The sequence below is a fragment of the Rhizobium sp. LARHSG275 genome (assembly GCF_052871115.1).
In genome coordinates, this window is sequence record NZ_JBIXJN010000010.1 from 218,678 (window position 1) to 245,601 (window position 26,924).

25 protein-coding genes are annotated in these 26,924 nt (G+C 61.7%); 11 read left to right on the forward strand and 14 right to left on the reverse strand.

Going from position 1 to position 26,924, the window contains the following annotated elements:
- The first annotated feature begins 5 nt into the window (after positions 1-5).
- The 6 genes from ACIPSK_RS16035 to ACIPSK_RS16060 all read left to right on the forward strand — a co-directional run bounded on the left by ACIPSK_RS16035 (position 6) and on the right by ACIPSK_RS16060 (position 5,359).
- Positions 6-236, forward strand: a complete 231-nt coding sequence (locus tag ACIPSK_RS16035) for a hypothetical protein (protein WP_162117052.1) — start codon at positions 6-8, stop codon at positions 234-236.
- A gap of 179 nt (positions 237-415) precedes the next feature.
- Positions 416-1,237, forward strand: a complete 822-nt coding sequence (locus ACIPSK_RS16040) for a c-type cytochrome (RefSeq protein ID WP_162117051.1) — start codon at positions 416-418, stop codon at positions 1,235-1,237.
- Between the two features lie 144 nt (positions 1,238-1,381).
- The gene (grxD, locus tag ACIPSK_RS16045; RefSeq protein WP_162117050.1) at positions 1,382-1,720 is read left to right on the forward strand and encodes a Grx4 family monothiol glutaredoxin; all 339 of its coding nucleotides are present in this window, start codon (positions 1,382-1,384) and stop codon (positions 1,718-1,720) included.
- Positions 1,721-1,857: 137 nt separating this feature from the next.
- Positions 1,858-3,063, forward strand: coding sequence for a multidrug effflux MFS transporter (locus tag ACIPSK_RS16050; RefSeq protein ID WP_162117169.1), 1,206 nt, complete (start codon positions 1,858-1,860; stop codon positions 3,061-3,063).
- 36 nt (positions 3,064-3,099) lie between these two features.
- Positions 3,100-4,380 (forward strand): multidrug effflux MFS transporter, encoded by a 1,281-nt coding sequence (locus ACIPSK_RS16055; protein WP_162117049.1) that lies wholly within the window; start codon positions 3,100-3,102, stop codon positions 4,378-4,380.
- Positions 4,381-4,618: 238 nt separating this feature from the next.
- Positions 4,619-5,359, forward strand: coding sequence for a metallophosphoesterase (locus tag ACIPSK_RS16060; protein ID WP_162117048.1), 741 nt, complete (start codon positions 4,619-4,621; stop codon positions 5,357-5,359).
- Between the two features lie 43 nt (positions 5,360-5,402).
- Here the strand turns inward: ACIPSK_RS16060 and ACIPSK_RS16065 are convergent, their stop codons facing one another.
- The 11 genes from ACIPSK_RS16065 to ACIPSK_RS16115 form a co-directional block, all read right to left on the reverse strand.
- The gene (locus ACIPSK_RS16065) at positions 5,403-6,227 is read right to left on the reverse strand and encodes an inositol monophosphatase family protein (RefSeq protein WP_162117047.1); all 825 of its coding nucleotides are present in this window, start codon (positions 6,225-6,227) and stop codon (positions 5,403-5,405) included.
- A gap of 40 nt (positions 6,228-6,267) precedes the next feature.
- Positions 6,268-7,095, reverse strand: coding sequence for an inositol monophosphatase family protein (locus tag ACIPSK_RS16070; protein ID WP_162117046.1), 828 nt, complete (start codon positions 7,093-7,095; stop codon positions 6,268-6,270).
- 47 nt (positions 7,096-7,142) lie between these two features.
- Complete coding sequence (ttcA, locus tag ACIPSK_RS16075; RefSeq protein WP_446532947.1) at positions 7,143-8,012, reverse strand: tRNA 2-thiocytidine(32) synthetase TtcA; 870 nt, start codon at positions 8,010-8,012, stop codon at positions 7,143-7,145.
- A 60-nt stretch (positions 8,013-8,072) separates the two neighbouring features.
- Positions 8,073-9,002, reverse strand: coding sequence for a glutaminase (locus ACIPSK_RS16080; protein WP_162117044.1), 930 nt, complete (start codon positions 9,000-9,002; stop codon positions 8,073-8,075).
- 102 nt (positions 9,003-9,104) lie between these two features.
- Complete coding sequence (rpsD, locus tag ACIPSK_RS16085) at positions 9,105-9,722, reverse strand: 30S ribosomal protein S4 (RefSeq protein ID WP_017964499.1); 618 nt, start codon at positions 9,720-9,722, stop codon at positions 9,105-9,107.
- A gap of 297 nt (positions 9,723-10,019) precedes the next feature.
- Positions 10,020-10,508, reverse strand: coding sequence for a GNAT family N-acetyltransferase (locus ACIPSK_RS16090; RefSeq protein WP_168724790.1), 489 nt, complete (start codon positions 10,506-10,508; stop codon positions 10,020-10,022).
- Positions 10,509-10,593: 85 nt separating this feature from the next.
- On the reverse strand, positions 10,594-12,105 hold the full coding sequence (locus tag ACIPSK_RS16095) for an ATP-binding protein (RefSeq protein ID WP_162117043.1): 1,512 nt from the start codon (positions 12,103-12,105) through the stop codon (positions 10,594-10,596).
- A gap of 180 nt (positions 12,106-12,285) precedes the next feature.
- Positions 12,286-13,086, reverse strand: a complete 801-nt coding sequence (gene murI / locus ACIPSK_RS16100; protein ID WP_017964503.1) for a glutamate racemase — start codon at positions 13,084-13,086, stop codon at positions 12,286-12,288.
- Positions 13,067-13,897, reverse strand: coding sequence for an RNA methyltransferase (locus tag ACIPSK_RS16105; protein ID WP_162117042.1), 831 nt, complete (start codon positions 13,895-13,897; stop codon positions 13,067-13,069). Before ACIPSK_RS16105 ends, murI begins: the two co-directional genes overlap by 20 nt.
- A 4-nt stretch (positions 13,898-13,901) precedes the next feature.
- Positions 13,902-15,941 carry an FUSC family protein gene (locus ACIPSK_RS16110; protein WP_162117041.1) on the reverse strand — a complete coding sequence of 680 codons (2,040 nt, stop codon included), beginning with the start codon at positions 15,939-15,941 and terminating at the stop codon, positions 13,902-13,904.
- Positions 15,942-16,038: 97 nt separating this feature from the next.
- On the reverse strand, positions 16,039-16,566 hold the full coding sequence (locus ACIPSK_RS16115; RefSeq protein ID WP_162117040.1) for a hypothetical protein: 528 nt from the start codon (positions 16,564-16,566) through the stop codon (positions 16,039-16,041).
- A 187-nt stretch (positions 16,567-16,753) separates the two neighbouring features.
- On the opposite strand from ACIPSK_RS16115, the gene ACIPSK_RS16120 reads away from it, so the two are divergent.
- The 3 genes from ACIPSK_RS16120 (at position 16,754) to ACIPSK_RS16130 (ending at position 19,198) form a co-directional block, all read left to right on the forward strand.
- The gene (locus tag ACIPSK_RS16120) at positions 16,754-17,965 is read left to right on the forward strand and encodes an NADP-dependent isocitrate dehydrogenase (RefSeq protein ID WP_162117039.1); all 1,212 of its coding nucleotides are present in this window, start codon (positions 16,754-16,756) and stop codon (positions 17,963-17,965) included.
- Positions 17,966-18,036: 71 nt separating this feature from the next.
- The gene (locus ACIPSK_RS16125; RefSeq protein ID WP_017964508.1) at positions 18,037-18,483 is read left to right on the forward strand and encodes a GNAT family N-acetyltransferase; all 447 of its coding nucleotides are present in this window, start codon (positions 18,037-18,039) and stop codon (positions 18,481-18,483) included.
- An 88-nt stretch (positions 18,484-18,571) separates the two neighbouring features.
- Entirely contained in the window at positions 18,572-19,198 is a 627-nt protein-coding gene (locus ACIPSK_RS16130; RefSeq protein ID WP_162117038.1) for a glutathione S-transferase family protein, read from the forward strand.
- A 46-nt stretch (positions 19,199-19,244) separates the two neighbouring features.
- On the opposite strand, the gene ACIPSK_RS16135 is transcribed toward ACIPSK_RS16130, so the two are convergent.
- The 3 genes from ACIPSK_RS16135 to recA all read right to left on the reverse strand — a co-directional run bounded on the left by ACIPSK_RS16135 (position 19,245) and on the right by recA (position 24,323).
- Positions 19,245-20,096: an AraC family transcriptional regulator gene (locus tag ACIPSK_RS16135; protein ID WP_162117037.1), complete on the reverse strand. Its 852-nt coding sequence runs from the start codon at positions 20,094-20,096 to the stop codon at positions 19,245-19,247.
- A gap of 329 nt (positions 20,097-20,425) precedes the next feature.
- Positions 20,426-23,080, reverse strand: a complete 2,655-nt coding sequence (gene alaS / locus ACIPSK_RS16140) for an alanine--tRNA ligase (RefSeq protein ID WP_162117036.1) — start codon at positions 23,078-23,080, stop codon at positions 20,426-20,428.
- 154 nt (positions 23,081-23,234) lie between these two features.
- Positions 23,235-24,323 carry a recombinase RecA gene (gene recA, locus ACIPSK_RS16145; RefSeq protein ID WP_003568997.1) on the reverse strand — a complete coding sequence of 363 codons (1,089 nt, stop codon included), beginning with the start codon at positions 24,321-24,323 and terminating at the stop codon, positions 23,235-23,237.
- 229 nt (positions 24,324-24,552) lie between these two features.
- On the opposite strand from recA, the gene ACIPSK_RS16150 reads away from it, so the two are divergent.
- Both ACIPSK_RS16150 and ACIPSK_RS16155 read left to right on the forward strand, forming a co-directional pair.
- Complete coding sequence (locus ACIPSK_RS16150; RefSeq protein ID WP_162117035.1) at positions 24,553-25,497, forward strand: carbohydrate kinase family protein; 945 nt, start codon at positions 24,553-24,555, stop codon at positions 25,495-25,497.
- An 86-nt stretch (positions 25,498-25,583) separates the two neighbouring features.
- Entirely contained in the window at positions 25,584-26,510 is a 927-nt protein-coding gene (locus tag ACIPSK_RS16155) for a pseudouridine-5'-phosphate glycosidase (protein WP_170261505.1), read from the forward strand.
- Positions 26,511-26,924 lie beyond the last annotated feature (414 nt).

Below are 26,924 nucleotides of genomic sequence, written 5' to 3' on the forward strand. Positions count from 1 at the left end.
GTTTTGTGGCCGACCTAGTCAAAGAATTGATATCGGGCGTCGTCGACAGCGTGCTGAAGGAGATCCTGAAGAAAACCACCGGCCGCGCCACGATGAAGCGCAAGAGGCGTAAGACGCGCCCCGCCGCGACGACGACAGCTGCGCGCAAGGCGATCTCGGCCAAACCCAAGCCTCCCCGCAAACAAGTCAGCAAGCGCCGCACCGCCGCCGGCCGCAGCCGTCAACGCCGTAGTTGAGGTACAATGAAAATGTGAGCAGTTTTCGGACGAATTATGCTCCGGCAAAGTGCCGTCACACTCACGTTCTGCATCGACCTTCCGAGCGTCGCCAATACCCCGACTCAAGATGCTGCGGCAACGCAAAAGCCGACGCTTCGCCTATCCCGCCTCCACAACGTCATTGAAGGCCCGAACCGATGAAACGCATTTTGAAAATCATTCTCGCGGCCATCGTCGCGATCTGTCTCATCGCCGTTGCCGGCGTCTATGCCCTGTCGGAGATGCGTCTCTCCAGGACCTATGACGTCGCAGCGGCCGATTTCACCGTCAAGACGACGCTGTCTGCGGAAGAAGCCGAACGCCGCGCCCGCACGCTGATGTGCGGCGGCTGTCATCATGATGCCGGCAACGTGCTCATCGACGAGCCGGGCGTCGGCCGCATCGTCGCGCCGAACCTGACCCGCTTCGTGCCCATGTACAGCGATGCTGAACTCGTGCGCCTCATCCGCCACGGCATCAAGAAAGACGGCACCGGTGTCTTCATCATGCCGGCAAGCAACTTCGCCAATATCACCGATGACGACATGGCGGCGATCATTGCCTGGCTGCGCAGTCTGAAGCAGCTTCCCGACGCGGTGGTGGGAACGACGCAATGGGGACCGCTCGGGCGAATCGGCCTGGCGCTCGACAAAATCCCCTTCGAAGCCGATCTGGTGCCCGCCGTCATCACCCCTGCCGCCACGCGTCCGGCCGATATCGGCGAATATGCCTTCAGGACCGACTGCAGCCATTGCCACAATCTCGATACGGCAAAGCAGTCGGAAGCGTTCCTGGCACCGGCGCTTAAGCCCCTGGCGCAATCCTATTCGGCTGCCGATTTCAAGACGCTGCTGCGCACCGGCAAGGGTGTCGGCGGCCGCGATCTCGGCGTGATGACGCAGGTTTCACAATGGGATTTCAGCCACTTCACCGATGCTGAAATCGAGCAGATTCGGACCTATCTCGCCCACCGACCGTAACGCGACGGCAACAACCCGGCAACGGCCTGCCCGAATTGGTCTTTTTTTGGTTCGGGCGGCTGGAATTCCTGCTGTCGCATGCTATTTAAAGGCAACGATTGAAACGGTGGGCCTTTAACCCGCCTGTTGAAAGGATTAGGTCCCATGAGCGGTATTCACGAATTCATCGACAACGAAATCAAGAGCAACGACGTCGTCCTCTTCATGAAGGGCACGCCGCAGTTTCCGCAGTGCGGTTTCTCCGGCCAGGTCGTGCAGATTCTCGATTACATCGGCGTCGACTACAAAAGCGTCAACGTGCTCGCCGATTCGGAAATCCGCCAGGGCATCAAGGAATATTCCAGCTGGCCGACAATCCCGCAGCTTTACATAAGGGGCGAGTTCGTCGGCGGCTGCGACATCGTCCGGGAAATGTTCCAGGCTGGTGAACTGCAGCAGCACCTCCAGGAAAACGGCATCGCGGTGCGCGCCGCCGCCTCCTGACCGGTCACCGGGCGTCCGCCCGGTTTCCAAATCTGTATCTTGAGTCCGAGGCGCTGCGGCAAGCAGCGCCTTAGCCTGTTTATGGGAATTTCATTGTGACAGATTCATCACAAGCCGTGTCCGCGGGCCGCCTGCCCATGGGCAAGCGAGAATTTATCGCGCTCGCCGCCTTCCTGATGGCCGTCAACTCTCTGGCGATCGACATCATGCTGCCGGCCTTGCAGCAGATCGGCGCCAGCCTCGGCGTCGAGAGCGAAAATCACCGGCAATTCGTCGTCTCCACCTATCTGCTCGGCTTCGGCTGTGCCCAGCTGTTCTACGGGCCGCTCTCTGACCGTTTCGGTCGCCGCACGCCGCTTTTGATCGGTCTCGTCATCTATATCCTGTCCGCCATCAGTATCGTCTTCGTGCCGTCCTTTGCAGGGTTGCTCGCCCTGCGCTTCGTGCAGGGCGTCGGTTCGGCCGCAACCCGCGTCATCACTGTCTCCATCGTTCGCGATATCTATGGCGGCCGGCAGATGGCCGAAGTCATGTCGCTGATCATGATGGTCTTCATGATCGTACCGGTCATTGCGCCCGGCACCGGCCAGATCGTCATGTTCTTCGGCAACTGGCACCTGATCTTCCTCTTCATAGCCACCATGGCGACTGGTATTGCCGTCTGGGCCTATCTCCGCCTGCCGGAAACATTGCATCCCGCCAATGTCCGTCCCTTCACCGCCCGCTCGATCTTCGGCGCCTTCAAGCTGGTGCTGACCAATCGCGTCGCGCTCTGCTACACCATCGCCAGCACCTTCATCTTTGGCGCGCTGTTCGGCTTCATCAATTCGGCCCAGCAGGTCTATGTCGGCATTTACGATCTCGGCGTCTATTTCCCCTTCGCCTTCGCCGGCGTGGCGATCTTCATGTCGCTCTCGTCCTTCTTCAATTCGCGCTTTGTCGGCAAGCTCGGCATGCGCCGCCTGTCGCACGGTTCGCTGCTCGGCTTCATCGCCATCAACGCCATCTGGCTGATCGTCCAGATGGCCAGCGCTGAGCCGATGCCCTTCGCACTGTTCATCTCGTTCTTCGGCCTTGCCATGTTCCAGTTCGGCTGGATCGGGTCAAACTTCAATTCGCTCGCCATGGAGCCGCTCGGCCACGTCGCCGGCACCGCCTCCTCGGTCCTCGGATTCATGAGCACGGTCGGCGGCGCCCTCATCGGCGCCGGCATCGGCCAGGCCTTCGACGGCACCGCGCTGCCGATGGTCGCGGGTTATTTCTTTGTGTCGATCATTGGCCTTGTCTTTGTGCTGATCGCCGAGAAGGGCCGCCTCTTCCAACAGCAGAACCCGGCCGTCTGAACGGCCGGCCTCCCTCGCATCCGGGATCTCAACTACATGACGCCGCCGCACAAACCGCACCAGGAAAACCAGGGCTCCCGCCGCATCGGCATGGGCTTTGGAGAATTCGTCGTCACCATCGCCATCATGACCGCCAGCGTCGCCATGGCAATCGACAGCATGCTGCCGGCTTTGCCCAATATCGGCCATTCTCTCGGCGTCACCAATACCAACGACGCGCAGCTGATCATCGGCGTGTTTTTCTTGGGATTCGGCGTCTCGCAGATCTTCTTCGGCAGCCTTTCTGATACGTTCGGCCGCCGCAACATCCTGCTCGGCGGCCTCGCCTGCTATGTTGTCGGAATGTTTGCCGCCGCAGCAACCGGCAGCTTTGAAATGCTGCTTGTCATGCGCTTCGTTCAGGGTGTGGGCGGTGCTGCTGTGCGCATAACGACCATGGCCATGGTACGCGACTGCTTCGGTGGCCGCGAAATGGCCCGCGTCATGTCCTATGTGATGATCGTCTTCATGATCGTGCCGATCGTTGCCCCCTCCGTCGGCCAGCTCATCATCCTCTATGCCAACTGGCACTGGATTTTCATCCTGCTCGGCATCATCGCCACCATCCTGTTCGTCTGGGCTCTCCTGCGGCTGAAGGAATCGCTGCCGCCGGAAGAACGGCTGCCGCTGTCGGTCGGCTCTGTCGTCGATGGCTTCAAGACCGTGCTCACAAACCGCATCACCTGCGGCTATATGATCGGCCTCACCATGTTTACCGGCGTCATCAGCGCTTATGTGATCTCGGTGCAGCAGTTGTTCGGCGAGGTCTATGGCCTTGGCGACTGGCTGCCGATCGCCTTTGCGGCCACCGCCGGCGGCATCGCCGTCGCCAATTTCGCCAACGGCTTCTTCGTGCGCACATTCGGCATGCGCCGCATCTCGCACGCTGCCCTGCTGATCTTCACGGCGCTGTCGGCCATCGGCTTTTTCCTCGCACTGGCCGGCAAGCCGGATTTCGCCGTCGCCTACGGCATCTTCTCCATCGTATTGATGATGTTTGCCGTGATCGCCACCAATTTCACCGCGATCAGCCTCGAGCCGATGGGCAATCTCGCCGGCACGGCAACCGCCATCACCGGCTTCGTTTCGACGACGGCCGGCGCCATCCTCGGCGGCCTGGTCGGCCAGATGTTCAACGGCACGGTGCAGCCGCTCTTCGGCGGCTTCGCGCTCTTCGGCACGGTGACGATCGCCGCCACCCTCTGGGCGGAAAATGGCAAGCTGTTCACCCACCCCGGCGACAGCCCGCAGATCGATCCAGGTGCTGCTCATTTCTGAAATGGGAAGCGTCGCAAAAGACTGATTTTGCGACGCTCTGCGAACCTCAGGACGGTTGGGTCGCCTTGCCACGGAAACGATTTTCGGTATGCCTTTTCAGAAGACACCAGAGCATGATGCCGAAAAGTGTGCGCGGTTTTCGGACGACATCATGCTCTCACTATTTAACCTAGAACAGGATTCAGATTTTAGGCCGAACAGGCCTAAAATCATCCTGTTCTAAGCAAGGACGAACGAAATGGCTGTTGCTCGCTCCGAATGGTTGCCCGCTGTTCGCGAGATCGATCCAGCTATTGCTGTGTGTGCAATAGGCGACGTTCACGGACGTGCCGATCTTCTGACGGAGATTCATTTCAGCATCGCCAGAGAAATTGACCTGATCTCGCCAGATGCCGCTCACTGTGTCCATTTGGGCGATCTGATCGATCGCGGTCCGGAAAGCTTGCGCGCCCTGCAGCTGGCAATGGAAGGCATCGCAGGCGTAGAGAGCCACACGCTCATTGGCAATCATGAATACCGCCTGCTTCAACTGCTCGAAATGCCGGACGCCGAAATGATGGAACGCTGGCTGAAAAATGGCGGCGCAGAGTTCTTCGAGGAATTGGGCATTGATCCCAATGGTCGGTGGGAACAGCCGGTAGCAAAGCACTTGGGTAAGCAGCGTATGGAATGGCTACATTCTTTGCCTCTAAAGCTGCAGTTCGGAAAGCTGCTCTTTGTCCATGCAGGATTAGACCCCAACATATCTATAGAACGCCAGACCGCCGACACGCTCGCATGGATTCGCGAGCCCTGGCTGTCTTCGGAAGGCCCGTATGAAGATGGTCTGGCTGTCATTCACGGCCATACACCAGTCGCTGAGGCTTCTCTTGGCAACCAGCACAGAATCAATTTGGACACAGGCGCCTGTGAAACGGGCACTCTCAGCGCGCTTCTGATCCATGGCAACAAAATGAAGCTTTTGCAGACCGGCAATTAATGGCTCTGTCATCGCGGACCCGATCTGTCGGGTTTCTATGCGTTCAAACCGTGAAGACCTCACGCCGCAGCACGTCCCAGGAGGCCTTGTCGGGGGTAATCAGCAGCCCGCCGTCGAGATGATGCGGCAGGTAGGGCGAGCCGTCGAAGCGCGCCGCATAGGCGCCTGCCTCCTGCGAAATCAGCGTGCCGGCAAGGTGATCCCAGGGCATCAGCTTGTTGTACATGAGGTAATGCACATGACCGCCGGCAAAGGTGCGGTATTCGTGGGCGGCGCAGCGGTAATTGGTGAGGAAGCGCACCTTGGCGAGGTTGGCGAGCACCTCGGCGCGCTTTTCCTTCGGCAAGTAGCCGGTCGAGGCCATGCCGACCATGTGCTCCAGTTCGACGGGCGCTGCGACCGACAGCCGCTCGGCGCCGCCATCAGGCCGCTGCAGCCAGGCACCGCCGCCCTTTTCCGCCATCGCCCAGTCGTCTCCCATCGGATCGTAGATGATGCCGGCAACCGTCTCGCCGCCGGAGATGACGGATGCCATGACGCCGAAGGCCGGGATGCCGGCGGCGAAATTGAAGGTGCCGTCGACCGGATCGACAACGATCGCGAGATCGGCATGCTCGAGGCTGCCGAGCAAATCAGGATCGGCCGCGACCGATTCTTCGCCGAGGAACAGCGCGCTCGGCCAGAGTTGCGCAGCTTCCGCCTTGATCATCCGTTCCGCCTGCTCATCGGCCTCGGTGACGAGATCGGTCGCCTCGCTCTTGGCGCGCACGTCGTTCTGGCCGAGCCGGCGAAAGCGCGGCAGAATCTCCGCCTTCGCCGCGCGGCGCAGCAGATCGGCAAGAACGGTCACGTCGACAATCGAAGTCATGTCAAATCCTCACGCTCAGGTCTCTCAGGAGAAGCTTGAATCAGATGCCGACGATCTCGCGCCGGATGAGCTGCCAGCTCTCCCGGTCGGGCGCAGAGATGATGCCACCCGTCGTCTCGCCGGGACGATAGGGCGTGCCGTCGAATTTCGCCGTATGGCCGCCGGCCTCCTGATGCGCGAGCACGCCGGCCAGGTGATCCCAGGGCATCAGCTTCGCATGGCCGATGAAATGCATCTTGCCGGAAGTGACCATCCAATATTCGTAGGCCGAGCAGTTGAAGGCGAAGGTCATGCGGATCTTCGCCATGTTGGCGCAGATACGGGCGCGATCCGGTTCGTCCATGTGGCTCCATGACAGGCCACCGACCATCCGGTTCAGGCTAGCAGGCTCGGCGACCTTCAGCTTTGTCGACTGCCCGTCCCGACGTTTCAGAAAGGCGCCTGCCCCCCTGATCGCGGTCACTGTGTCGCCGAGAACTGGATCGTGAATAATGCCGGCGACCGTTTCACCCCTGACGGTCACCGCCAACATGGTCCCGAAGACAGGAAGCCCGGCGGCGAAATTGAACGTCCCGTCGACAGGGTCGATGACGAAGGCGAGCTCGGCATCGGCAAGGGCCGGCACGACGGACCTATCGGCGTCATAAGCCTCCTCGCCGACGATGAGTGCTGCGGGAAAGCGCTCTCTCAGCGCCGCGGTGATCCGCTGTTCGGCAAGCAGGTCAGCCTGCGTCACCAGATCGATTGCCGACGTCTTTTCCGAAACATCGGCAGCGTCGAGATTGCGGAAACGCGGCATGATTTCGGCGCGCGCCGCCTCCCTGACGCAACCGCCGAGAAAGAGAATATCCTGATCTGAAATAGTCATGCGAAATCCTGTCCGTCATATAATGAGCAGCCTGCTTAGCTGGCTTTTCATGAAGGATCGGTGACACCAAGGGTGGAAAAGTCGAAGAGTTTCGGGTCGAGCAGATGCGACGGGTTCACATGCGAAAGCGCCCGCAGCATCGTATCCTTGCGGCCCGGCATCCGCCGCTCGATATCGGCGAGCATGTCCTTCATCGCATTGCGCTGCAGCCCGTCCTGCGAACCGCAGAGATCGCAGGGGATGATCGGAAACTGCATGGCGACGGCGAATTTCGCGAGGTCGTCCTCAGCGGCATAGGCCAGCGGCCGCAGCACCATCAGATCGCCCTCGTCGTTCAGAAGCTTCGCCGGCATCGAGGCGAGCCGGCCGCCATGGAAGAAATTCATGAAGAAGGTTTCGAGAATGTCCTCGCGGTGGTGGCCGAGCACCAGCGCATCGCAACCCTCCTCCCGCGCGACGCGGTAGAGATTGCCGCGGCGCAGCCGCGAACAGAGCGAACAATAGGTGGCGCCTTCAGGCACCTTCTCCTTCACGATCGAATAGGTATTCCGATACTCGATCCGGTGCTGAACGCCGATCTTGGTGAGATAATCCGGCAGCACGTGTTTGGGGAAGTTCGGCTGGCCCTGGTCGAGATTGCAGGCGATCAGTTCGACCGGCAGCAGCCCGCGCCATTTGAGATCGAGCAGCAGCGCCAGCAGCCCGTAGGAATCCTTGCCGCCGGAAAGGCCGACCAGCCAGCGCTTCTGGCCCTTCAGCATATCGAAATCGTCGAAGGCCTGGCGCACCTGCCGCAGCAGCCGCTTGCGCAGCTTGTTGAAAGAGACGGAACGCGGCGCATCGGCAAACAGCGCATGGCCGCTGCTGTCGGCTTCGCCAGTTTCCAAATCATCGGCGATATTGACTGCGATATTCATTGCTTCGTCCTACAGAAATTCCACACTTGCTCTAGCAGAAACCCGCCTGGCAACACAGCGTCAATCGCCGAAAACCGACCAGCCGGTGCGCGCTGCGAGCATTTCCAACGCCGCGGCGCCGAGCTGCGAATTGCCGACCTTGTTCAGCCCCGGCGACCACACTGCGATCGAGGCAATGCCCGGCGCCACCGCGAAAATGCCGCCGCCGACGCCGCTCTTGCCGGGCAGGCCGACATGATAGGCGAAGTCACCCGAGCCATCGTAATGGCCGCAGGTCAGCATCAGCGCATTGATGCGACGCGCCCGCTTCGGCGAGACCACCGAATGGCCGGTCGTCGGATTGCTGCCGCGCGCCGCCAGGAACAGCCCGGCGCGGGCCAGCTGCTCGCAGCTCATCGACAAGGCGCATTGATGGAAATAAACGCCGAGCACGTGATCGACGGGATGGTCGAGATTGCGGTAGGCGCGCATGAAGTTGGCAAGCGCGAAATTGCGATATCCGGTCTGCGTTTCCGAGCGCGTCACCTTGTCGTCGATGGTGATTGACTCGTCATCGGCAAGATAGCGCACGAAACGCAGCAGCTCGCCGATTGCCTCGCGCGGCGCATGGCCGGCCATGACGACGTCGCTGACGGCGATGGCGCCGGCATTGATAAAGGGGTTGCGAGGGATGCCGCTCTCGTGTTCGAGTTGGACGATAGAGTTGAAAGCCGATCCGGAAGGTTCGCGCCCGACGCGCTTCCACAGCCCCTCGCCGACCTTGCCGAGCGCCAGGGTCAGCATGAAGACCTTCGATATGCTCTGGATCGAGAAGGCGGTATCGGCATCGCCGACACGATAGACCCTGCCGTCGACGGTGACGATCGCCATGCCGAACTGCTTCGGGTCGACCTTGGCGAGCTCGGGAATATAGTCCGCGACCTTGCCCTCGCCGATCCGCGGCTGGATATCGGCGTAGATGCTATCGAGGGTCGCCTGCAAATCTGCCATTGCTTCTCTCCAGATCGCAAAAAAGCCGCTCGAAAGAGCGGCTTTCCGTATATCGACGCATGCTGTTGTCTCGCAATCGGTTTCGACTGCGAGACCAATGCATTAACGCGAATAGAATTCGACGACCAGGTGCGGTTCCATGACGACCGGGAACGGAACGTCGCTGAGAGTCGGGACGCGGCCGAAGGTTGCGACCATCTTATGGTGATCGACTTCGATGTAGTCGGGAACGTCGCGCTCGGCGAGGCTGACGGCTTCCAGAACGATTACCAGCTGCTTCGACTTTTCGCGAACCTCGATGACGTCGCCGGCCTTGCAACGGTAGGAACCGATGTTGACGCGCACGCCGTTGACCGAGACGTGGCCATGGTTGACGAACTGACGGGCAGCAAAGACCGTCGGAACGAACTTGGCGCGATAGACGATCGCGTCGAGGCGCGATTCCAAGAGGCCGATCAGGTTTTCAGAGGTGTCGCCCTTGCGGCGGTCGGCTTCGGCGAAGATCGCGCGGAACTGCTTTTCGCGCAGGTCACCGTAGTAGCCCTTGAGCTTCTGCTTGGCGCGCAGCTGCACACCGAAGTCCGAGAGCTTGCCCTTGCGGCGCTGGCCGTGCTGGCCCGGGCCGTACTCGCGGCGGTTCACCGGGGACTTCGGACGGCCCCAGATATTTTCGCCCATACGGCGGTCAATTTTGTACTTGGACGATTCGCGCTTGCTCATCGTATTTCCTTTCAAAGGTTTAAGACGGTTTGTTGCCAAACCGCACGAAGGAAACACGCCCTCCTCTGATCTCTGCCGAGATCCGACAGGATGTTCCGGTTAGCGAACAGGAACGATCCACGGGACATGTCAAATGAAACACCGGACATTGCTGCCCGGTGCTTGCGGCGGTCTTTAGAGGGCCGTCATGAAAATGTCAACAGCCCGAGATGCGATCACCGAACTTTGCGAATGCCACGTCTAGCGCTACATCCGTCGTGTTCCTCACAAACCGCTTCAGAACCTCGGCCAGTTCGATCAGGTCGCTTGCCCGTCCCATCCGGCAACGGGCTGGATTGCTTTTGCCATCTCGGACGTTTGAGCCCAGCCTGTTCGCTCATATAGCGGTCGTCCTGCCTTTGTCGTGTGCAGAATAGCATAGGTGATACCGCGCTGCCTGAATTCCCGATCTGCGGCATCCATGAGCAAGCCTGCTATGCCACGCCCCCGTTGCTCAGGATCGACAAACACGTTCAACACGTAGCCTCGATGATCGTCGCTCGGGTGGGATGGATGTGGCGGCCACTCGATAAGCATCAGGCCGACGCCTCCCACGGAACGTCCGTCATGCTCGGCGATGAAGCCGAAATATCGGCCGTCCTCCAGGCGCGGCTTGAGCCAATCTCGAAAGGCGGAATTCATCGCAGCGATCTCAGCCGCATCTCTGCCAGCTTCGGCAAACATCGCTTTGCGGTGACGGCATATGAGATCGAGGTCTTTCGGCAAAACAGGGCGCAGTTCGATCATTTGGCTTCCTTGCAATGTCTTCCTCAGCAGGGCGTGGGCCGTTCGAAGGCATGCACCGCATCTGATCGGAACCTGACGCCTGCCCCTACTCCGCCGCCAGCGGCTGGTCGCCGGTATCTGGTGCGTTGGCGTCGCCCGGCGCCGTCTGGCAGTCCATGTCCGGGAAGGCGATGATACGCTTGCCGGCAAAATCGGCGTGCACGACCACGATGCCCTGCTCCTCGAAATAGCCGAGCAGGCGCCGCGCGCGGCGGGCGGAATGGGTGCCGTAGGCGCGGGCTATGCGGGCGTCCGACGGGCACGGCTCGCCGCAGACGGCGGCCTTGGCGAGCATTAGGAAGACGCCCTGCAGGTCGTCGGTGACACCTGAAGACAGCGACAGCGCCGTCGCCCAGGCATCGGTCGCGGCCGTTGCCGCATCGACGCCGGAACGCGAGATCGCCACACGCCGGCGGAAATCCGGCAGCGTGATCGGCGGTCCCGGCACCCGGCGCATGCGCAGCCTGACCAGAAAATCCTGGTAGAGCACCGAATCGGTGCGGAAGGCGGAGGTGGGATCGTCGAGGATTTCGGCAAGCAGGCCGGCAAGGCGCTCCTCCCGCTCCTCGGCGGAGACTTCCACCTGGCTCGCCCTCGCCTCGGCAGGTACCGCCGATGCCGCCGGCGTCGAGCGCGAGAGTTCGGCCAGAATATCGGTCGTCGGCCGCGGCGCAGGCGGGGAGCGGCGCACCAGCGGGCGCTGGAATTCCTCCGGATCGGGCGTGAAGATCAGATCCTCGATATCCTGAGGCGCATCCGGCAGCGGCATCAGCTTCGGGCTGGAAGAACGAGCCGAGGTCTCCACCGTGCCGATCTGTATCGGCAGCGGCCGGCGCGACAGCGCCGGTCCGAGAGCGACGAAATTGCCGCGCTTCAGGTCGCGGAACATCTCGGCCTGGCGCCGGTCCATGCCGAGCAGGTCGGCAGCACGCGCCATGTCGATATCGAGAAAGGTGCGGCCCATCAGGAAGTTCGAGGCCTCGGCGGCGACGTTCTTGGCGAGCTTGGCAAGCCGCTGCGTCGCGATCACGCCGGCAAGACCGCGTTTACGCCCGCGGCACATCAGGTTGGTCATCGCGCCGAGCGACATCTTGCGCGCATCTTCCGAGACATCACCGCCGACCGACGGCGCAAACATCTGCGCCTCGTCGACCACGACGAGAACCGGATACCAGTATTCGCGATCGGCATCGAACATGCCGTTGAGGAAGGCGGCGGCGGCGCGCATCTGGTCTTCGAGATCGAGGCCTTCGAGCGTCAGCACGCAGGAAACGCGATGCTGGCGAATGCGGTTGGCGATGCCGGCAAGCTCCGCCTCTGTGCGCTCACCGTCGACGACGACATGGCCGAACCTATCGCTGAGGGTGACGAAATCACCCTCGGGATCGATGATGACCTGCTGCACCCATTGCGCCGACTGCTCGAGCAGGCGGCGCAGCAGATGCGACTTGCCCGATCCGGAATTGCCCTGCACGAGCAGACGGGTCGCCAGCAGCTCCTCGATATCGAGCGTCGCCGGGCTGCCGGACGCCAGTCCCATATCGATGCCAACCTGCAATGTATATCCTCGCGACGAAGAGACTCACATGAATGAACCGCCATTCTTCCGAAACGGCATCGCCCCGTCTATCAAAGAATGCATTGTCTTTCAGGACCGGATTTCACCAACCCACAGGACAATTCCCGGCATCATCCGAGAAGCTGATCCATCGCCGTGATCGTGCATCTCTTCGCGGCGCTACGCCCTCAAGCCGAAGCCCTGCATCAGCCGCCGTGTGGCGAAATCGGGATTGCCCGAGGTGAACACCGCGAAATCGACATTGTCGGGATGCACAGCGTCCGCGACCAGCGGCACCAGTGTACGGGCGCGCCGCGCGATCGCTTCGGCGGGGTCCAGCCAGTCGACCGGCCAAGGCGCAAGCCGGCGGAAAAGATTGGCCATGAAAGGATAGTGGGTACAAGCGAGTACGACGATATCGGTCTTCCGGCTGTCCTTTTCGACGAAGCATTGGTCGATTTCGGCAAGCACGGCCTCGTCGGAGACGGCATCACCGCGAATATAGGCCTCCGCCATGCGCGCAAGGTTCTCCGAGCCGACGAGCCGCACATGGCATTGCTGGGCGAAGGACTGGATGAGATCGCGCGTATAGGCGCGCTTCACCGTGCCCGGCGTGGCAAGCACCGAGACGAGGCCGGAGCGCGTACGCTCCGCCGCCGGCTTGATCGCCGGCACAGTGCCGACGAAGGTCATCTGGGGAAAGGCGGCGCGGAGATCGGCGCCGACCAGCGTGAAGGCGGTGTTGCAGGCGATGATGCAGACTTCGGGATCGTGTTCTTCGAGTAGCCGGCCGAAAAGTCCGATGATCCGTTCCTTCAGCGCCTGTTCCTCCCATCCGCCATAGGGAAAGCCGGCATCGTCGGCGACATAGATGAAGCCGCGTTCCGGCATCAACACACGCGCCTCGCGCAAGACGGTCAGCCCGCCGATGCCGGAATCGAAGACGAGGACGGGTTTCAACTCATGCGTCGGCGCTGTCATCGGGCGGTATTTCCTTGGCCGCTGTCGGGAACCGGCCGCCGCGCGGGCTCTTGCGCGAGAAGCGGTCGAGGGAGGAGATGACGCCGCGCAGCACGCTGATTTCCTGCTCCGTGAAGGCCCGGCGGGATAGAACGGCACGGAGATTGTCGACCATTTTCGGCTTTTTCCCGGCAGGGTGGAAATAACCGCGCGCATCGAGCGCCTCTTCCAGCTGGTCGAACAGGCCGAACAGCTGGTCCTTGGTCGAGGGCGTCTGCCCCATCGCCTGGAAGGGCACGGCGCCGAGATCCTCCATGCCGGACTTCATCCATTCATAGGACATCAGCAGCACCGCCTGGGCGATGTTCAGCGAGGCAAAGGCCGGATTGACGGGAAAGGTGACGATCTCGTCGGCAAGCGCCACCTCGTCGTTGGTTAGCCCCCAGCGCTCACGCCCGAAGAGGATGCCGGTGCCCTCACCGGCGCGAAATCTCGCCCGGAGCGTTTCGGCGGCAATGACCGGCGAGCGCACCGGTTTGTAACCGTCGCGCTCGCGCGCCGTCGTCGCATAGACGAAATTAAGATCGGCGACTGCCTGTTCCAGCGTATCGTAGACCTTGGTAGCCTCGATCACGTGATCGGCCTTGGAGGCGGTCGCCAGGGCTTTCTCGTTCGGCCAGCCGTCGCGCGGATTGACGAGGCGCAGTTCAGCAAGGCCGAAATTCGCCATGGCACGCGCCACCATGCCGATATTCTCGCCCATCTGCGGCTCGACCAGAATGATGGCCGGCCCTTCGGCCAGAAGTTGACGCTCGCTATTCGTGCCTGCCATGACCTTATCCCTGTTTCGAGCGCGCAATAACCTCGCCCGGGGCAAACGGCAAGACATCAGCCTGCGGATAGAGCCTTTCCAGCGCCGAACCGATCATTTCGAGCCCCAGCCTGGTGCCCTCGCGCGACAGCGGCAGATGCGGTCCTGTCATCCGCGATGCCTTGCGCTCGATGAAGAAAGCGGTCGAGCCTTGCGCGGCCGCATCTTTCATCAGCGCCAGATCCGCCGCGATCAGCCTCTTCAGCGCGTCGGCCTCGGCCGGCGCTGTGGAACTCTTCGCCAGGATGCGCGACCAATAAGTGCAGGAGAGGAAGATCGCCAGCGTCTGGCGGATCTGGCCCGGCCGCGTCACCACCGACCAGGACGAGCCAAGCGGCTTGGCGGCCACCGTCACGTCTCGGTAGCAGGCATCGATCTTCTGTGACAGGGCGATCAACTCGAAGCCGCTCTTGCCCTCACCGATCGCGTTCAGCAGGTCCTCCAGCGCCTGGAACCAGCGGGCAAGTGCCGCATCGAGCGCACCCCGGGTGCGGGCCGGAAAGACCAGGAAGGCGACTGCCGTTCCGGCCACCGCCCCGATCATGGTCTCCCCGATGCGCAGCTGCAGCAGGTCGAGCGTCAACACGCCGGTCATGCCATAGACCAGGCAAAGCACGATCGAGATGAAGAAGGTCATCGTCGCGTAGGAAACCTGCAGGAAATAGAAGGCGAGGAAAATGCAGACGGCCGCAACCGGAATGGCGATCGCCAGCTGCCCCGAAATCAGCGTCGCCAGCACAAGGCCGATCGCGATGCCGAACACTGTACCGAGCGAGCGCGACAGCGCCTTCATCGCCGTGTCGCCGCGCGAATTGGTGTTGGTGAAAACGAGGAAGGAGGAAAGCACCGCCCAGAACCAGCGCTCGCGCGACAAGAGCAGGCCGAAGCTCATGGCGATCGCCGATGCCAGCGTGATCTGCAACGCCGAGCGCAGCAGCGGATTGGCAAACGAAAAGTCGATCGGTTGGGGCTGCGCCATATCCTTGACGGCATCGATGCCGGAGAAGCCGGATGCCTGTCCCTTGCCGATCGCCTGCGTCAATTGCCGCCGCGCCTCGCCGAGCCAGAGAAGCGCACGCACGGTTTCGCCCTGCGGCCGATCCACAGCGGCTTCGCTCATGCTCTCGTATCTTTCGAGTTCCGCCGTATCCGTCTCGATCACCGCATGGACGAGCGCGAAGGGCGGCGGACTCTGGAAGCTCAACACAATCGCACTCTCGGCGGCAAGATGCGCATCGAAGAGCCGGATCGCCAGCTCGGCGGCTGGATCGGCGGCACCGTCGAAGACGCCGGCCGCTGGGCGGGGGATGAAGGTTTCGGCCATCAGCACCACTTCCTTCAGCCGGTCTTCCAGCTGGCGCAGCTCCTGCCGATCGGCTTCTCCGATTTCGGCGCTGCCGGCAAGGGTGGCGAGCTTGAAGAGGATCTGGTTGATACGGCCCCTGACACTCTCGAGCGAGCGCAACAGATCGCGCTGCCAGTCGTCGGGCAGCAGCACCGCCCTCACCAGATGGCCGACGAGCACTGAGACGACCGGGCCGATCGCCACATCAGGCAGCTCGGCAAGAGAAGGCCGGAAATAAGACCCCATGAAATAGGAGGTGAAGGCGAACATGCCGATCGCAAAACCGCGCGGCCCGAACACGCGGCCGGCCGAGGCGAGCGCGATCACCACTAGGAAAACGAGATCGGAGAGAAAACGCCGATCCTCGAGGCCCGCCGCGATGGCGACGACGCCAACGCTTGCGACGCAACCGAAGAGCCGCGTCACCAGTTGGCGCGTATTGCCCTTGTCGCGAACCGCCACCCCGCCCTCGATCGACAGCACGATGCCAAGGCCGAAAGCTGCCGTCGGCAGCGGCAGGAGGAACATCTGGATGGCAAGGAGAATCAAAAAGGAGAAAACGATCGTCAGCGTCACCCGCGAGGCCATGCGCAGACGCGAGAGCGCCGGATCGTTGGCAAGCAACCAGTCGCGGAACTGAAAACCGGAAAACAAATGCAAAAGCCCCTCATGCCGCCCAGGGATCAACAGATACCGCCGCAGGAGCGGAAATCAAACCGCCCGAGATCGAATCCCGATGCTTGCGAATGTCGCGCGCCTATTGGCCCTTGGCAATCAGCGCCATTGTCGCCTTGAGGGAATCGCGCGCCTGCGTTTCGATATTCTCGGTGACGATATCGTCGATGACGGGTTTGCTGCCTTCTTCGACCACGAGGAAATGAACAGTCGTATAGTCCTTGGCATCGGGCGCATCCGAGCAGGCGGATTTTCGGAAGCGCACGGTCACCTCGGCCACCCCGTTGACCGGCGGTGCCGCGACCATCGTCAGATCCTCCAGCGGGCAGGCATCCTGGCCATTGACGATGACGTCGTAGTCGAAGGGCGAAATGCCGTCGTCGTCGATGGCGGGAAACTGCGCCGCCGCCTGGTATTTCGCGACGAAATCGCGGCTGTAGAGATGGTCGAGCCGGCCCGCATCGAAGATGTCGGTCCAGTCGCTGTTGTTGTCGGCCCAGTTGCTCTTGGTCGCCTCCATGATCTCCTTCACGGGAGCAATGATGTCGGCGGCGTGACCGTTGCCGGAAAAAGCGATAAGGCTTGCGATTACAACGGCGATTGTCTTCATGGTCGAATATTCCGGGGGCAGCAGTTGGGCCGGAGACTAGCCGAAATCTTACACTTGGCAATGGCGGCAAAAACGCATTCCGAAACCGGTTGCAGCTTTGCGTTCCCGGTTCACAATGCTATAGCCCTGCTCATCACGTCACCCACCTGGGACCCCGTCCCCATCCAAGCTCGAACGAGGCAGATACATGAACAAGATCAAGGTCGCCAATCCCGTCGCCGATCTCGATGGCGATGAAATGACGCGCATCATCTGGCAGCTCATCAAGGATAAGCTGATCCATCCGTACCTTGACCTCGATATCGACTATTTCGACCTCTCGGTCGAAAACCGCGACGCCACTAACGACCAGGTCACCGTCGACGCCGCCAACGCCATCAAGAAGCACGGCGTCGGCATCAAGTGCGCGACGATCACGCCGGACGAGGCCCGCGTCAAGGAATTCAACCTCAAGGAAATGTGGAAGAGCCCGAACGGCACGATCCGCAACATCCTCGGCGGCGTCATCTTCCGCGAGCCGATCATCTGCAAGAACGTGCCGCGCCTGGTTCCCGGCTGGACCAAGCCGATCGTCGTCGGCCGCCACGCCTTCGGCGACCAGTACCGCGCCACCGATTTCAAGTTCCCCGGCAAGGGCAAGCTGACGATCAAGTTCGTCGGCGAGGACGGCACGGTCATCGAGAAGGAAGTCTTCAACGCGCCGGGCGCCGGCGTTGCCATGGCCATGTACAACCTCGATGAATCGATCCGCGAATTCGCCCGCGCCTCGATGATGTACGGCCTGATGCGCAAGTGGCCGGTCTATTTGTCGACCAAAAACACCATCCTCAAGGCCTATGACGGCCGCTTCAAGGACATCTTCGAGGAAGTCTACGAGAGCGAATTCAAGGATCAGTTCAAGGAAGCCGGCATCACTTACGAACACCGCCTGATCGACGACATGGTCGCCTCGGCGCTCAAGTGGTCGGGCGGTTACGTCTGGGCCTGCAAGAACTATGACGGCGACGTCCAGTCCGACACCGTCGCTCAGGGCTTTGGCTCCCTCGGCCTGATGACCTCGGTTCTGCTGACGCCCGACGGCAAGACGGTCGAAGCCGAAGCCGCTCACGGCACGGTTACCCGCCACTACCGCCAGCACCAGAAGGGCCAGGAAACCTCGACGAACTCGATCGCCTCGATCTTCGCCTGGACCCGTGGCCTGGCGCATCGCGCCAAGCTCGACGACAATGCCGAGCTTGCCCGCTTCGCCGCGACGCTCGAAAAGGTTTGCGTCGACACCGTCGAATCCGGTTTCATGACCAAGGACCTGGCGCTGCTGATCGGCCCCGACCAGCCGTGGCTCTCGACCACTGCCTTCCTCGACAAGATCGACCAGAACCTGCAGAAGGCCATGGCGTAAGCCGGCCTTTCCGAGATAACATCGAAGCGGCGGGGATTTCCCCGCCGTTTTCATTTTGGGAGAATGAACCGATGACGGCCATCCTGCGACCGCTCGAATCCTCGGACCGCGCCGCTTGGGAACCCTTGTGGGAGGCCTATCAGCGCTTCTACGAAGTGGTCATCCCGCCCGAAACCACCGATCTCACCTGGGCTCGTTTCCACGATCCTGACGAACCGATGCATGCGCTGGGCGCCTTCGACGAAGACGGCCATCTTGTCGGCATCGTCCATGCCATCTTTCACCGCTCCTGCTGGCTGCCGCAATGGACCTGCTATCTGCAGGATCTCTATGTCGACAACAGCCACCGCGGGCTCGGCACCGGTGCCGCATTGATCGAGGCCGTCGCCGATCTTGCCCGCGCAAACGGTGCAGGCCGACTCTATTGGATGACGCACGAAACGAATGCAACGGCCCGCCGGCTCTACGACAGGATCGCCGAGCGCTCGGGTTTCATCCAGTACCGCAAGACGCTTTAAAGGCCTGGGGTTGCACAAGGGCCCCGCCGCACTATTGATTCCGGGGAACGGCAAGGCCGCAGAATAACGGGAACACGAGGAGGATCTCATGACTGAAGATTTGGTATTCTATACGAACCCGATGTCGCGCGGCCGCATCGCGCGCTGGATGCTGGAGGAGATCGGCCAGCCCTATCGCACCGAACTCCTGACCTTCGGCGAGACCATGAAGGCGCCGGAATATCTCGCGGTCAATCCGATGGGCAAGGTGCCGGCAATCCGCCACGGCGATACCACCGTCACCGAATGCGCGGCGATCTGCGCCTATCTCGCCGAGACCTTCCCCGAAAAGGCCCTGGCGCCGAGGCCGGAGGAGCGCGCCCGCTATTACCGCTGGATGTTCTTTGCCGCCGGTCCGCTCGAATCAGCGGTGACGATGAAGGCGCTCGGCTTCGAAATTCCGAAGGAACGCCTGCGCATGGCCGGCTGCGGCGGTTTCGGCGATGTCATGAACACGCTTGAAATGGCGGTCTCGGGCTCGACCTATGTCGCCGGCGAGCGCTTCACCGCCGCCGACGTCTATGTCGGCGCCCATATCGGCTGGGGCCTTGGTTTCGGCAGCATCGAAAAGCGCCAGGCCTTCGTCGACTATTTCGGCCGCATCAGCGAGCGTGAGGCCTACAAGCGCGCGAATGAGTTGGACAACGAGGCAGGCAAGACGATGCAGGCCGCTTGACCCTGAAACCGGCGCGGCTGCCAGACCGCGCCGGGGATATCTGCCGTCAGACAAGCGGCATGTGAATGTCCGTCAGAAGCTCGGTCGGCGGCACCTCGCGCGGATTGTTGAGATACTCCTCGAACATGACCCTGTCCTTCAGCTGCCGACCGGATTTCGGCAGCCATTCTGCAAAGAGCCACTGATAAGACTTGGGCATATTGGCATAGGGACCCTTGTGGCGCAGCACCGCATAATCGCCGCCGTCGATCGTGCGCCGCTCGAACAGCGCCGCCGCCGGCACTTCGGCAGCGCCGGTGACGCAGGCGATCGAGCGCAGCTTTTCCTCCGGTACGATATCGGGATCGTCGAGATAGATGCCGATCATCCGCATCTCGGGCTTGGCGAGGCCGCGAGCGTAAAGCGTGCCGAACAGCGTCTCGAAGGCTTTGTCGATATGCATGTAGGAACCGGTATGAGGCACACCGATCATCTCGATCGGTCCGATCTCGCGTATGGTAACGTCTAACATGACTTTGGTCTTTCCATTGGGTGAGGGTTCAAAGGCTGTGTGGCTTCCCTCTTTCCGATAGCGCGCCGGCGGCATGCCGTAGACCGACTTGAAGATACGATTGAAGGATTGGAGATTGGAATAGCCTGATCGCTTCGCAATTTCGCTGACGGCAAGCTCCGTGCGGACGATCTCGCCCGCCGCGTGATGCAGCCTGAGCCGCTTGACGGTGGCCGCCAGCGTCTCACCGTAGATCGCCCGGTAGATCCTGTGCCAGTGATAGCTCGACATGCAGGCGATCTCGGCAAGCCGCTCCATATCCAGCTCCTCGTCGAGGTGGTCGTGAATATAGGCCGAAACCCGTCTCAGACGGTTTTCATAAAGTGCCCATGCCGTTTCGCCATTCATGTCGGAACCTCGTGCAAATCGATCGGCTTGAGAGAACCATAACCCGATTTGACAAATCCTGCGGAGTTGCTGGCTCCGCAACGCCAACGCCCAAGAGAGCCTCGCTGAGGCGCCCCGAAGGGGCCTCGAAGGACGAGACGGGTGCTCCTGCATCTCCCCAAACTCCTTTATTCCTGTGCTTGTCACAGGAATCCAGCCACGGCGCTTCCGCGCCGTGAATGAATCAGCACCTAAAGAGAGAAAGAGTCCTTCGCGCCCAACGACTTGGGCGCACTGGATCCCTGTGACGAGCACAGGAATAAGGGACGAGAGGCGACGTAATCGGCAGTTCAGCCGGCTAGTGCCACGGCAACCGCCTCGATCGCTTCGTCGGCCTTCGAGCCGTCGGGGCCGCCGGCCTGCGCCATGTCCGGGCGGCCGCCGCCACCCTTGCCGCCGAGGGCGGCCGAGGCGATGCGGACGAGATCGACGGCGCTGTAGCGCTGCACCAGATCCGGCGTTACCGCGACGACGGCACTTGCCTTGCCGTCGTCGGAAACGCCGATCAGCGTGACGACGCCCGATCCGATGCTGGTCTTGCCGTCATCGGCAAGACCTTTCAAATCCTTGGGACCGACGCCCGATATCGCCTTGCCGAGGAACTTGACGCCGGCAACCTCGCGCACGGCATCGGCCGAGCCGCCCTGCCCGCCGCCCATGGCGAGCTTGCGCTTGGCGTCAGCCAGTTCCTTTTCGAGCTTGCGGCGCTCGTCCATCAGCGCTTCGACGCGCGACAGCACTTCGCCGGGCTGCACCTTCAGCGACGTGGCGAGCGCCTTCACGCGTTCGTCCTGTTCGGCCAGATATTCGCGCGCCGATTCGCCGGTGACGGCCTCGATGCGGCGAACGCCGGCGCCGACGGCACTTTCGCCGAGAACGCGGATCAGGCCGATCTGGCCGGTGGCCCCGACATGCGTGCCGCCACAGAGTTCGATCGAATAGGGCTTGCCGGCCTTGACGCCGCGCACGCCCTCGCCCATCGCAACGACGCGGACCTCGTCGCCGTATTTCTCGCCGAACAGCGCCATCGCGCCTTCGGCGATCGCATCGTCGACGCTCATTAACCGCGTCGTAACCGGCGAATTCTGCAATACGATCTCGTTTGCCATGTCCTCGACGATCTTCAGTTCCTCGGCCGACATCGGCTTCGGATGCGAAACGTCGAAACGCAGGCGCTCGGGCGCGACCAGCGACCCCTTCTGCGCCACATGGGTGCCGAGCACTTCGCGCAGTGCCTCATGCAGCAGGTGGGTCGCAGAGTGGTTGGCGCGCAGCCGCGACCGGCGGGCATGATCGACCGTCAGCACGACGGCATCGCCATCCTTGACCACGCCGTCGACGACAGTACCCTGATGCACGAACAGGCCTTCGCCCCTCTTCTGCGTATCTGAAATCTCGATCTTGCCGTGGTCGGACGAGATCACGCCGGTATCGCCCATCTGGCCGCCGGATTCGCCGTAGAACGGCGTCTGGCTGACGACGATCTGCACCTTGTCGCCGGCCTTGGCCTCGGCAGCGACGGCGCCGTCCTTGACGATTGCCTGCACGACGCCTTCAGCCGTTTCGGTGTCGTAGCCCAGGAATTCGGTTGCGCCGTGTTTTTCCCTAAGCTCGAACCAGACAGTTTCCGTCGCCTTCTCGCCGGAACCGGCCCAGTGCGAGCGGGCTTCGGCCTTCTGGCGCTGCATCGCATCGGTGAAGCCGGAGATGTCGACGCCGATCTCACGGGCACGCAGTGCATCCTGCGTCAGATCGAGCGGGAAGCCGTAGGTATCGTAGAGCTTGAAGGCGGTCTCACCATCCAGCATGTCGCCCTTGGAAAGATCCGTCGTCGCGTCCGACAGAAGCGACAGGCCGCGTTCCAGCGTCTTGCGGAAGCGGTTTTCCTCCAGCTTCAGCGTTTCCGAGATCAACGCCTCGGCGCGCACCAGTTCCGGATAGGCGCGGCCCATCTGCTGCACCAGCGTGGGCAGCAGCTTGTAGACCAGCGGTTCCTTGGCGCCGAGCAACTGTGCATGGCGCATGGCGCGGCGCATGATGCGGCGCAGTACATAACCACGGCCCTCATTCGACGGAAGCACGCCATCGGCGATCAGGAAGGCCGAGGAACGCAGGTGGTCGGCGATGACGCGGTGGCTGGCGCTGCCTTCCGCCTTGACGCCCATCGTGTCCTCGATGGTGCCGATCAACGTGCGGAAGAGATCGGTGTCGAACACGCTCTGAACGCCTTGCAGAACGGCGGCCATACGCTCCAGCCCCATGCCCGTATCGATCGACGGGCGGGGCAGCGGGTTGCGAACGCCGGGTTCGGTCTGCTCGAACTGCATGAAGACGAGGTTCCAGAACTCCAGGAACCGGTCGCCATCTTCCTCCGGGGAGCCCGGAGGGCCGCCCCAAACATTCTCACCCTGGTCGATGAAGATTTCCGAGCACGGGCCGCAGGGGCCGGTATCGCCCATCTGCCAGAAATTGTCGGATGTCGGGATGCGGATGATCTTGTCGTCGGAAAAGCCGGCGATCTTCTTCCACAGCGTCGCAGCTTCTTCGTCCTCGGAATAGACGGTCACCAGCAGGCGGTTCTTCGGAAGGTCGAAGCCTTCGGTGACGAGCTTCCAGGCAAGCTCGATCGCATTCTCCTTGAAATAGTCGCCGAAGGAGAAGTTGCCGAGCATCTCGAAGAAGGTCAGGTGGCGTGCAGTATAGCCGACATTGTCTAGGTCGTTGTGCTTGCCGCCGGCTCGCACGCATTTCTGCGAAGACGTCGCCGTCGAATAGGGACGCTTTTCGAGGCCGGTGAAGACGTTCTTGAACTGCACCATGCCGGCATTGGTGAACATCAGCGTCGGGTCGTTGCGCGGCACGAGCGGGCTCGACGGAACGATCTCGTGGCCGTTCTTCTTGAAATAGTCGAGGAAGGTCGACCGGATATCGTTCACGCCGCTCATGCTATGCCCTTCAATGCTGCCGGAGGCAGGTAAATACAAATCCATCGGCTTTTAACGTTCGCCTCAGCCACTGTCCAGCAGACAAACAAAGCCGGCCGCATTCTCATCAGGGAATGCGGCCGGCTTTGATGTTTAAAAGAACCGAGCGTGAAAATCACATTTCCGCGGCGGAGTCGCCATCATCCGGGTCCGGTCCGCCATTCTGCAGGAAGCGGTCGGCAATCAGCCCGGCATTCTGACGCAGCGACAGTTCAATCTCGCGGGCGAGATCCGGATTGTCGCGCAGGAAGGTCTTGGCGTTTTCGCGGCCCTGGCCGAGGCGCTGGCTGTTATAGGAGAACCAGGCGCCCGACTTTTCGACGATGCCGGCCTTGACGCCGAGATCGACCAGTTCGCCGGTCTTGGAAACACCCTCGCCGTACATGATGTCGAACTCGACCTGCTTGAAGGGCGGCGCCATCTTGTTCTTGACGACCTTGACGCGGGTCTGGTTGCCGATCACCTCTTCGCGCTCCTTGACCGCGCCGATGCGCCGGATGTCGAGGCGCACGGAGGCATAGAATTTCAGCGCATTGCCGCCCGTCGTCGTTTCCGGCGAACCGAACATGACGCCGATCTTCATGCGGATCTGGTTGATGAAGATCACCATGGTGTTCGACTTCGAGATCGAAGCGGTGAGCTTGCGCAGCGCCTGGCTCATCAGTCGTGCCTGCAGGCCGGGAAGGCTGTCGCCCATCTCGCCTTCGATTTCGGCGCGCGGCGTCAGGGCCGCGACGGAGTCGACGACGAGAACGTCGACCGCGCCGGAGCGCACCAGCGTATCGGTGATTTCGAGCGCCTGCTCGCCGGTATCGGGCTGCGAGATCAGCAGGTTCTGCAGGTCGACGCCAAGCTTGCGGGCATAGACGGGATCGAGCGCATGTTCGGCATCGACGAAGGCGCAGATGCCGCCCTTCTTCTGCGCTTCGGCAATCGTCTGCAGTGCAAGCGTCGTCTTACCGGAGCTTTCCGGTCCGTAGATTTCGATGATGCGGCCCCTCGGCAGGCCACCGACGCCGAGCGCAATATCGAGGCCAAGCGAGCCGGTCGAGATCGTCTCGATCTCGACAACATTCTCGTTGGAGCCGAGTTTCATGATCGAGCCCTTGCCGAACGACCGCTCTATCTGTGAGAGTGCCGCTTCAAGCGCCTTGCTTTTGTCCACCGATTTGTCCTCTACCAGCCGCAATGAATTCTGAGACATCCCATCCACCTTTAGGTTATTGAAGCCGCTCTAGCAATGTCGAGTTTGTACTCCATTTGTTCCATTCTCGCAATAGGCGATCAAACAGTTGAAAGAAAAAGGTAAAACGACACGTGTTCTGCATTTGTTTTATCGATAAAAAGCAACGGCTTAGGCCAGAAATGCCGACTCGGCCGCGGAAGGGCGCGCTGTATCGATTCGTCCTTCGGGCATCGGGAGAGCGGATCGGATGAAGAAAAAGATTCTTGTTCTCGGCGGCGCCCATATCGACCGGCGCGGCCGCATCTCCGGCGAGACGGCGCCTGGCGCCAGCAATCCCGGCACTTGGTTCGAGGAGCCGGGCGGCGGCGGCTTCAATGCGGCGCGCAACCTCTCAAGGCTCGGTTTTCAGGTGACGATGATCTCGCCGCGCGGCGGCGATCCGATGGGCGAGACGGTTGGAGAAGCTGCCGATTTCGCCGGCATCGACGACCGGCCCTTCGTCTTCCTCGACCGCAAGACGCCGAGCTACACGGCGATCATCGAGAAGGACGGCAATCTGGTGATCGCCCTTGCCGACATGGATCTTTACCGCTTCTTCGTGCCGCGGCGTCTCTCCATCCGCTGGGTGCGAGAAGCCTTCGCCGCGCATGATTTCATCCTCTTCGACGCCAACCTGCCGGAAGAGACGGTCGCGGCGATCGTCGCAAAGGCACGCTCGCTAGGCAAGCCCGTTGCGGCAATCGCCATCTCGCCGGCCAAGGTGGTCAGGCTGAAGCCCTGCATCGGCGATATCGACTACCTGTTCCTGAATGAGGCTGAAGCCGCCGCCCTTGCCGGTGCACTGCCGGAAGACGCCGCCGGCTGGCCACCTTTGCTGAACGAGATCGGCATCCGGAACGCCGTCGTTACTCGCGGTCAGCGCGAGCTCGTCGCACTTTGCGAGGGCCGCGCCGTAACACTGCAGCCGCCGATCGCCGACACCGTCGCCGATGTTACGGGTGCCGGCGACAGTCTTGCGGCCGGCACGCTCGCCGCCTTGATATCAGGCCTGCCGCTCGAAGAAGCCGTTCGTCACGGCACCGCAGCCGCCACCCTGACCGTCCAGTCGCGGCATGCCGTCAACGAAAATCTGACGCCCGATCTGCTGAATGAGGCGCTTGCCCTTGTTCCGAAGGTCAGAATTCTGCATTGAAGCGGCCAATTAAATAGTTGAGCATGATGTCGTCCGAAAACCGCTCGCACCTCGACATCATGCTCTGTCGATCACAGGACAAGACCATGACCAAGCCCATCTCCCCTCTTCTGCCGATCGCCTATTCGAAGGAAGTCGCCAGCGCCAAGCAGCGCGGCGCGCCACTGGTGGCACTGGAATCGACGATCATTACCCACGGCATGCCATATCCCGGCAATATCGAGATGGCCCGCAGCGTCGAGGCGATCATCCGCGAACAGGGTGCGGTGCCGGCAACGATCGCCGTCATTCACGGCACGCTGCATATCGGCCTTGAAGCCGGAGAACTGGAGCAACTCGCCAAGGCGACCGAAGTGATGAAGGTGTCGCGCGCCGATCTCGCCTTCGCCATCGCCGAGCGCCGCACCGGCGCCACCACAGTTGCGGCGACGATGATCGCGGCGGCGCGCGCCGGCATCCGCGTCTTTGCCACAGGCGGCATCGGCGGCGTGCATCGCGGCGCCGAGGAAAGCTTCGATATATCAGCAGATCTCGAGGAACTCGCCCGCACCGGCGTCATCGTCGTCTGTGCCGGCGCCAAGGCGATCCTCGACATTCCGAAGACGCTGGAAGTGCTGGAAACCCGCGGCGTGCCTGTCGTCACCTATGAGAGCGAGGAATTCCCCGCCTTCTGGTCGCGCTCTTCGGGTATTCGCAGCCCGCTGTCGCTGAACAGCCCGGCCGCCATCGCCAATTTCCAGACGGTGCGCGAACAACTCGGCGTCGACGGCGGCATGCTCGTCGCCAACCCCGTGCCGGAGGCCGACGAGATTCCGAGCGAAGAGATGGAAATCTATATCGAGCGGGCGCTTGATAGCGCCGAACGCGACGAAGTGACCGGCAAGGCGGTAACGCCCTATCTTCTGTCGACCATTTTCGACCTGACGGATGGTCAGAGCCTCAAGACCAATATTGCGTTGGTTGAGAATAATGCGCGGCTTGCGGCTGAGATTGCGGTGGCGCTGGGTGAATGAGAGGTGATGGGGCTGGGGCCAGCATGGCCTTCAAAACGGCCATGCCGTGTAAGCCCCCTCTGCCCTGCCGGGCATCTCCCCCACAGGTGGGGAGATGACAAGCGGCGAAATCTTCCCGTCAAATCAACCTTTCGCCGAGCTGCAATGAATTTTTGGTTGGGGAAGCCGGTGCGCCCAGCCGATCTCCCTCCTTGTGCTAGGGCATATACATAAGTCGGTGCGACGGATTGACTCGGTTTGCGGGGGTCGGATTCCTTTACTGCGGGCTGTATGATTGTTTTGGCGACGTTTTGATTTGGGAGCGTCGCCGATGGATGTAGGGCATGATTTTTCGTTGGGCCGGTTTGGAGATCGTCGTCTCGATAAAGGGGGGCGGTGCTGCTCCGTCGCATTGTGCTGCGCGAGACGGTTTGC

Coding starts and splice junctions, on each gene's coding strand:
- ACIPSK_RS16040 (WP_162117051.1), top strand. CDS start 416: ATGAAACGCATTTTGAAAATCATTCTCGCGGCCATCGTCGCGATCTGT.
- grxD (WP_162117050.1), top strand. CDS start 1,382: ATGAGCGGTATTCACGAATTCATCGACAACGAAATCAAGAGCAACGAC.
- ACIPSK_RS16050 (WP_162117169.1), top strand. CDS start 1,858: ATGGGCAAGCGAGAATTTATCGCGCTCGCCGCCTTCCTGATGGCCGTC.
- ACIPSK_RS16055 (WP_162117049.1), top strand. CDS start 3,100: ATGACGCCGCCGCACAAACCGCACCAGGAAAACCAGGGCTCCCGCCGC.
- ACIPSK_RS16060 (WP_162117048.1), top strand. CDS start 4,619: ATGGCTGTTGCTCGCTCCGAATGGTTGCCCGCTGTTCGCGAGATCGAT.
- ACIPSK_RS16065 (WP_162117047.1), bottom strand. CDS start 6,227: ATGACTTCGATTGTCGACGTGACCGTTCTTGCCGATCTGCTGCGCCGC.
- ACIPSK_RS16070 (WP_162117046.1), bottom strand. CDS start 7,095: ATGACTATTTCAGATCAGGATATTCTCTTTCTCGGCGGTTGCGTCAGG.
- ttcA (WP_446532947.1), bottom strand. CDS start 8,012: ATGAATATCGCAGTCAATATCGCCGATGATTTGGAAACTGGCGAAGCC.
- ACIPSK_RS16080 (WP_162117044.1), bottom strand. CDS start 9,002: ATGGCAGATTTGCAGGCGACCCTCGATAGCATCTACGCCGATATCCAG.
- rpsD (WP_017964499.1), bottom strand. CDS start 9,722: ATGAGCAAGCGCGAATCGTCCAAGTACAAAATTGACCGCCGTATGGGC.
- ACIPSK_RS16090 (WP_168724790.1), bottom strand. CDS start 10,508: ATGATCGAACTGCGCCCTGTTTTGCCGAAAGACCTCGATCTCATATGC.
- murI (WP_017964503.1), bottom strand. CDS start 13,086: ATGACAGCGCCGACGCATGAGTTGAAACCCGTCCTCGTCTTCGATTCC.
- ACIPSK_RS16105 (WP_162117042.1), bottom strand. CDS start 13,897: ATGGCAGGCACGAATAGCGAGCGTCAACTTCTGGCCGAAGGGCCGGCC.
- ACIPSK_RS16115 (WP_162117040.1), bottom strand. CDS start 16,566: ATGAAGACAATCGCCGTTGTAATCGCAAGCCTTATCGCTTTTTCCGGC.
- ACIPSK_RS16120 (WP_162117039.1), top strand. CDS start 16,754: ATGAACAAGATCAAGGTCGCCAATCCCGTCGCCGATCTCGATGGCGAT.
- ACIPSK_RS16125 (WP_017964508.1), top strand. CDS start 18,037: ATGACGGCCATCCTGCGACCGCTCGAATCCTCGGACCGCGCCGCTTGG.
- ACIPSK_RS16130 (WP_162117038.1), top strand. CDS start 18,572: ATGACTGAAGATTTGGTATTCTATACGAACCCGATGTCGCGCGGCCGC.
- ACIPSK_RS16135 (WP_162117037.1), bottom strand. CDS start 20,096: ATGAATGGCGAAACGGCATGGGCACTTTATGAAAACCGTCTGAGACGG.
- alaS (WP_162117036.1), bottom strand. CDS start 23,080: ATGAGCGGCGTGAACGATATCCGGTCGACCTTCCTCGACTATTTCAAG.
- recA (WP_003568997.1), bottom strand. CDS start 24,323: ATGTCTCAGAATTCATTGCGGCTGGTAGAGGACAAATCGGTGGACAAA.
- ACIPSK_RS16150 (WP_162117035.1), top strand. CDS start 24,553: ATGAAGAAAAAGATTCTTGTTCTCGGCGGCGCCCATATCGACCGGCGC.
- ACIPSK_RS16155 (WP_170261505.1), top strand. CDS start 25,584: ATGACCAAGCCCATCTCCCCTCTTCTGCCGATCGCCTATTCGAAGGAA.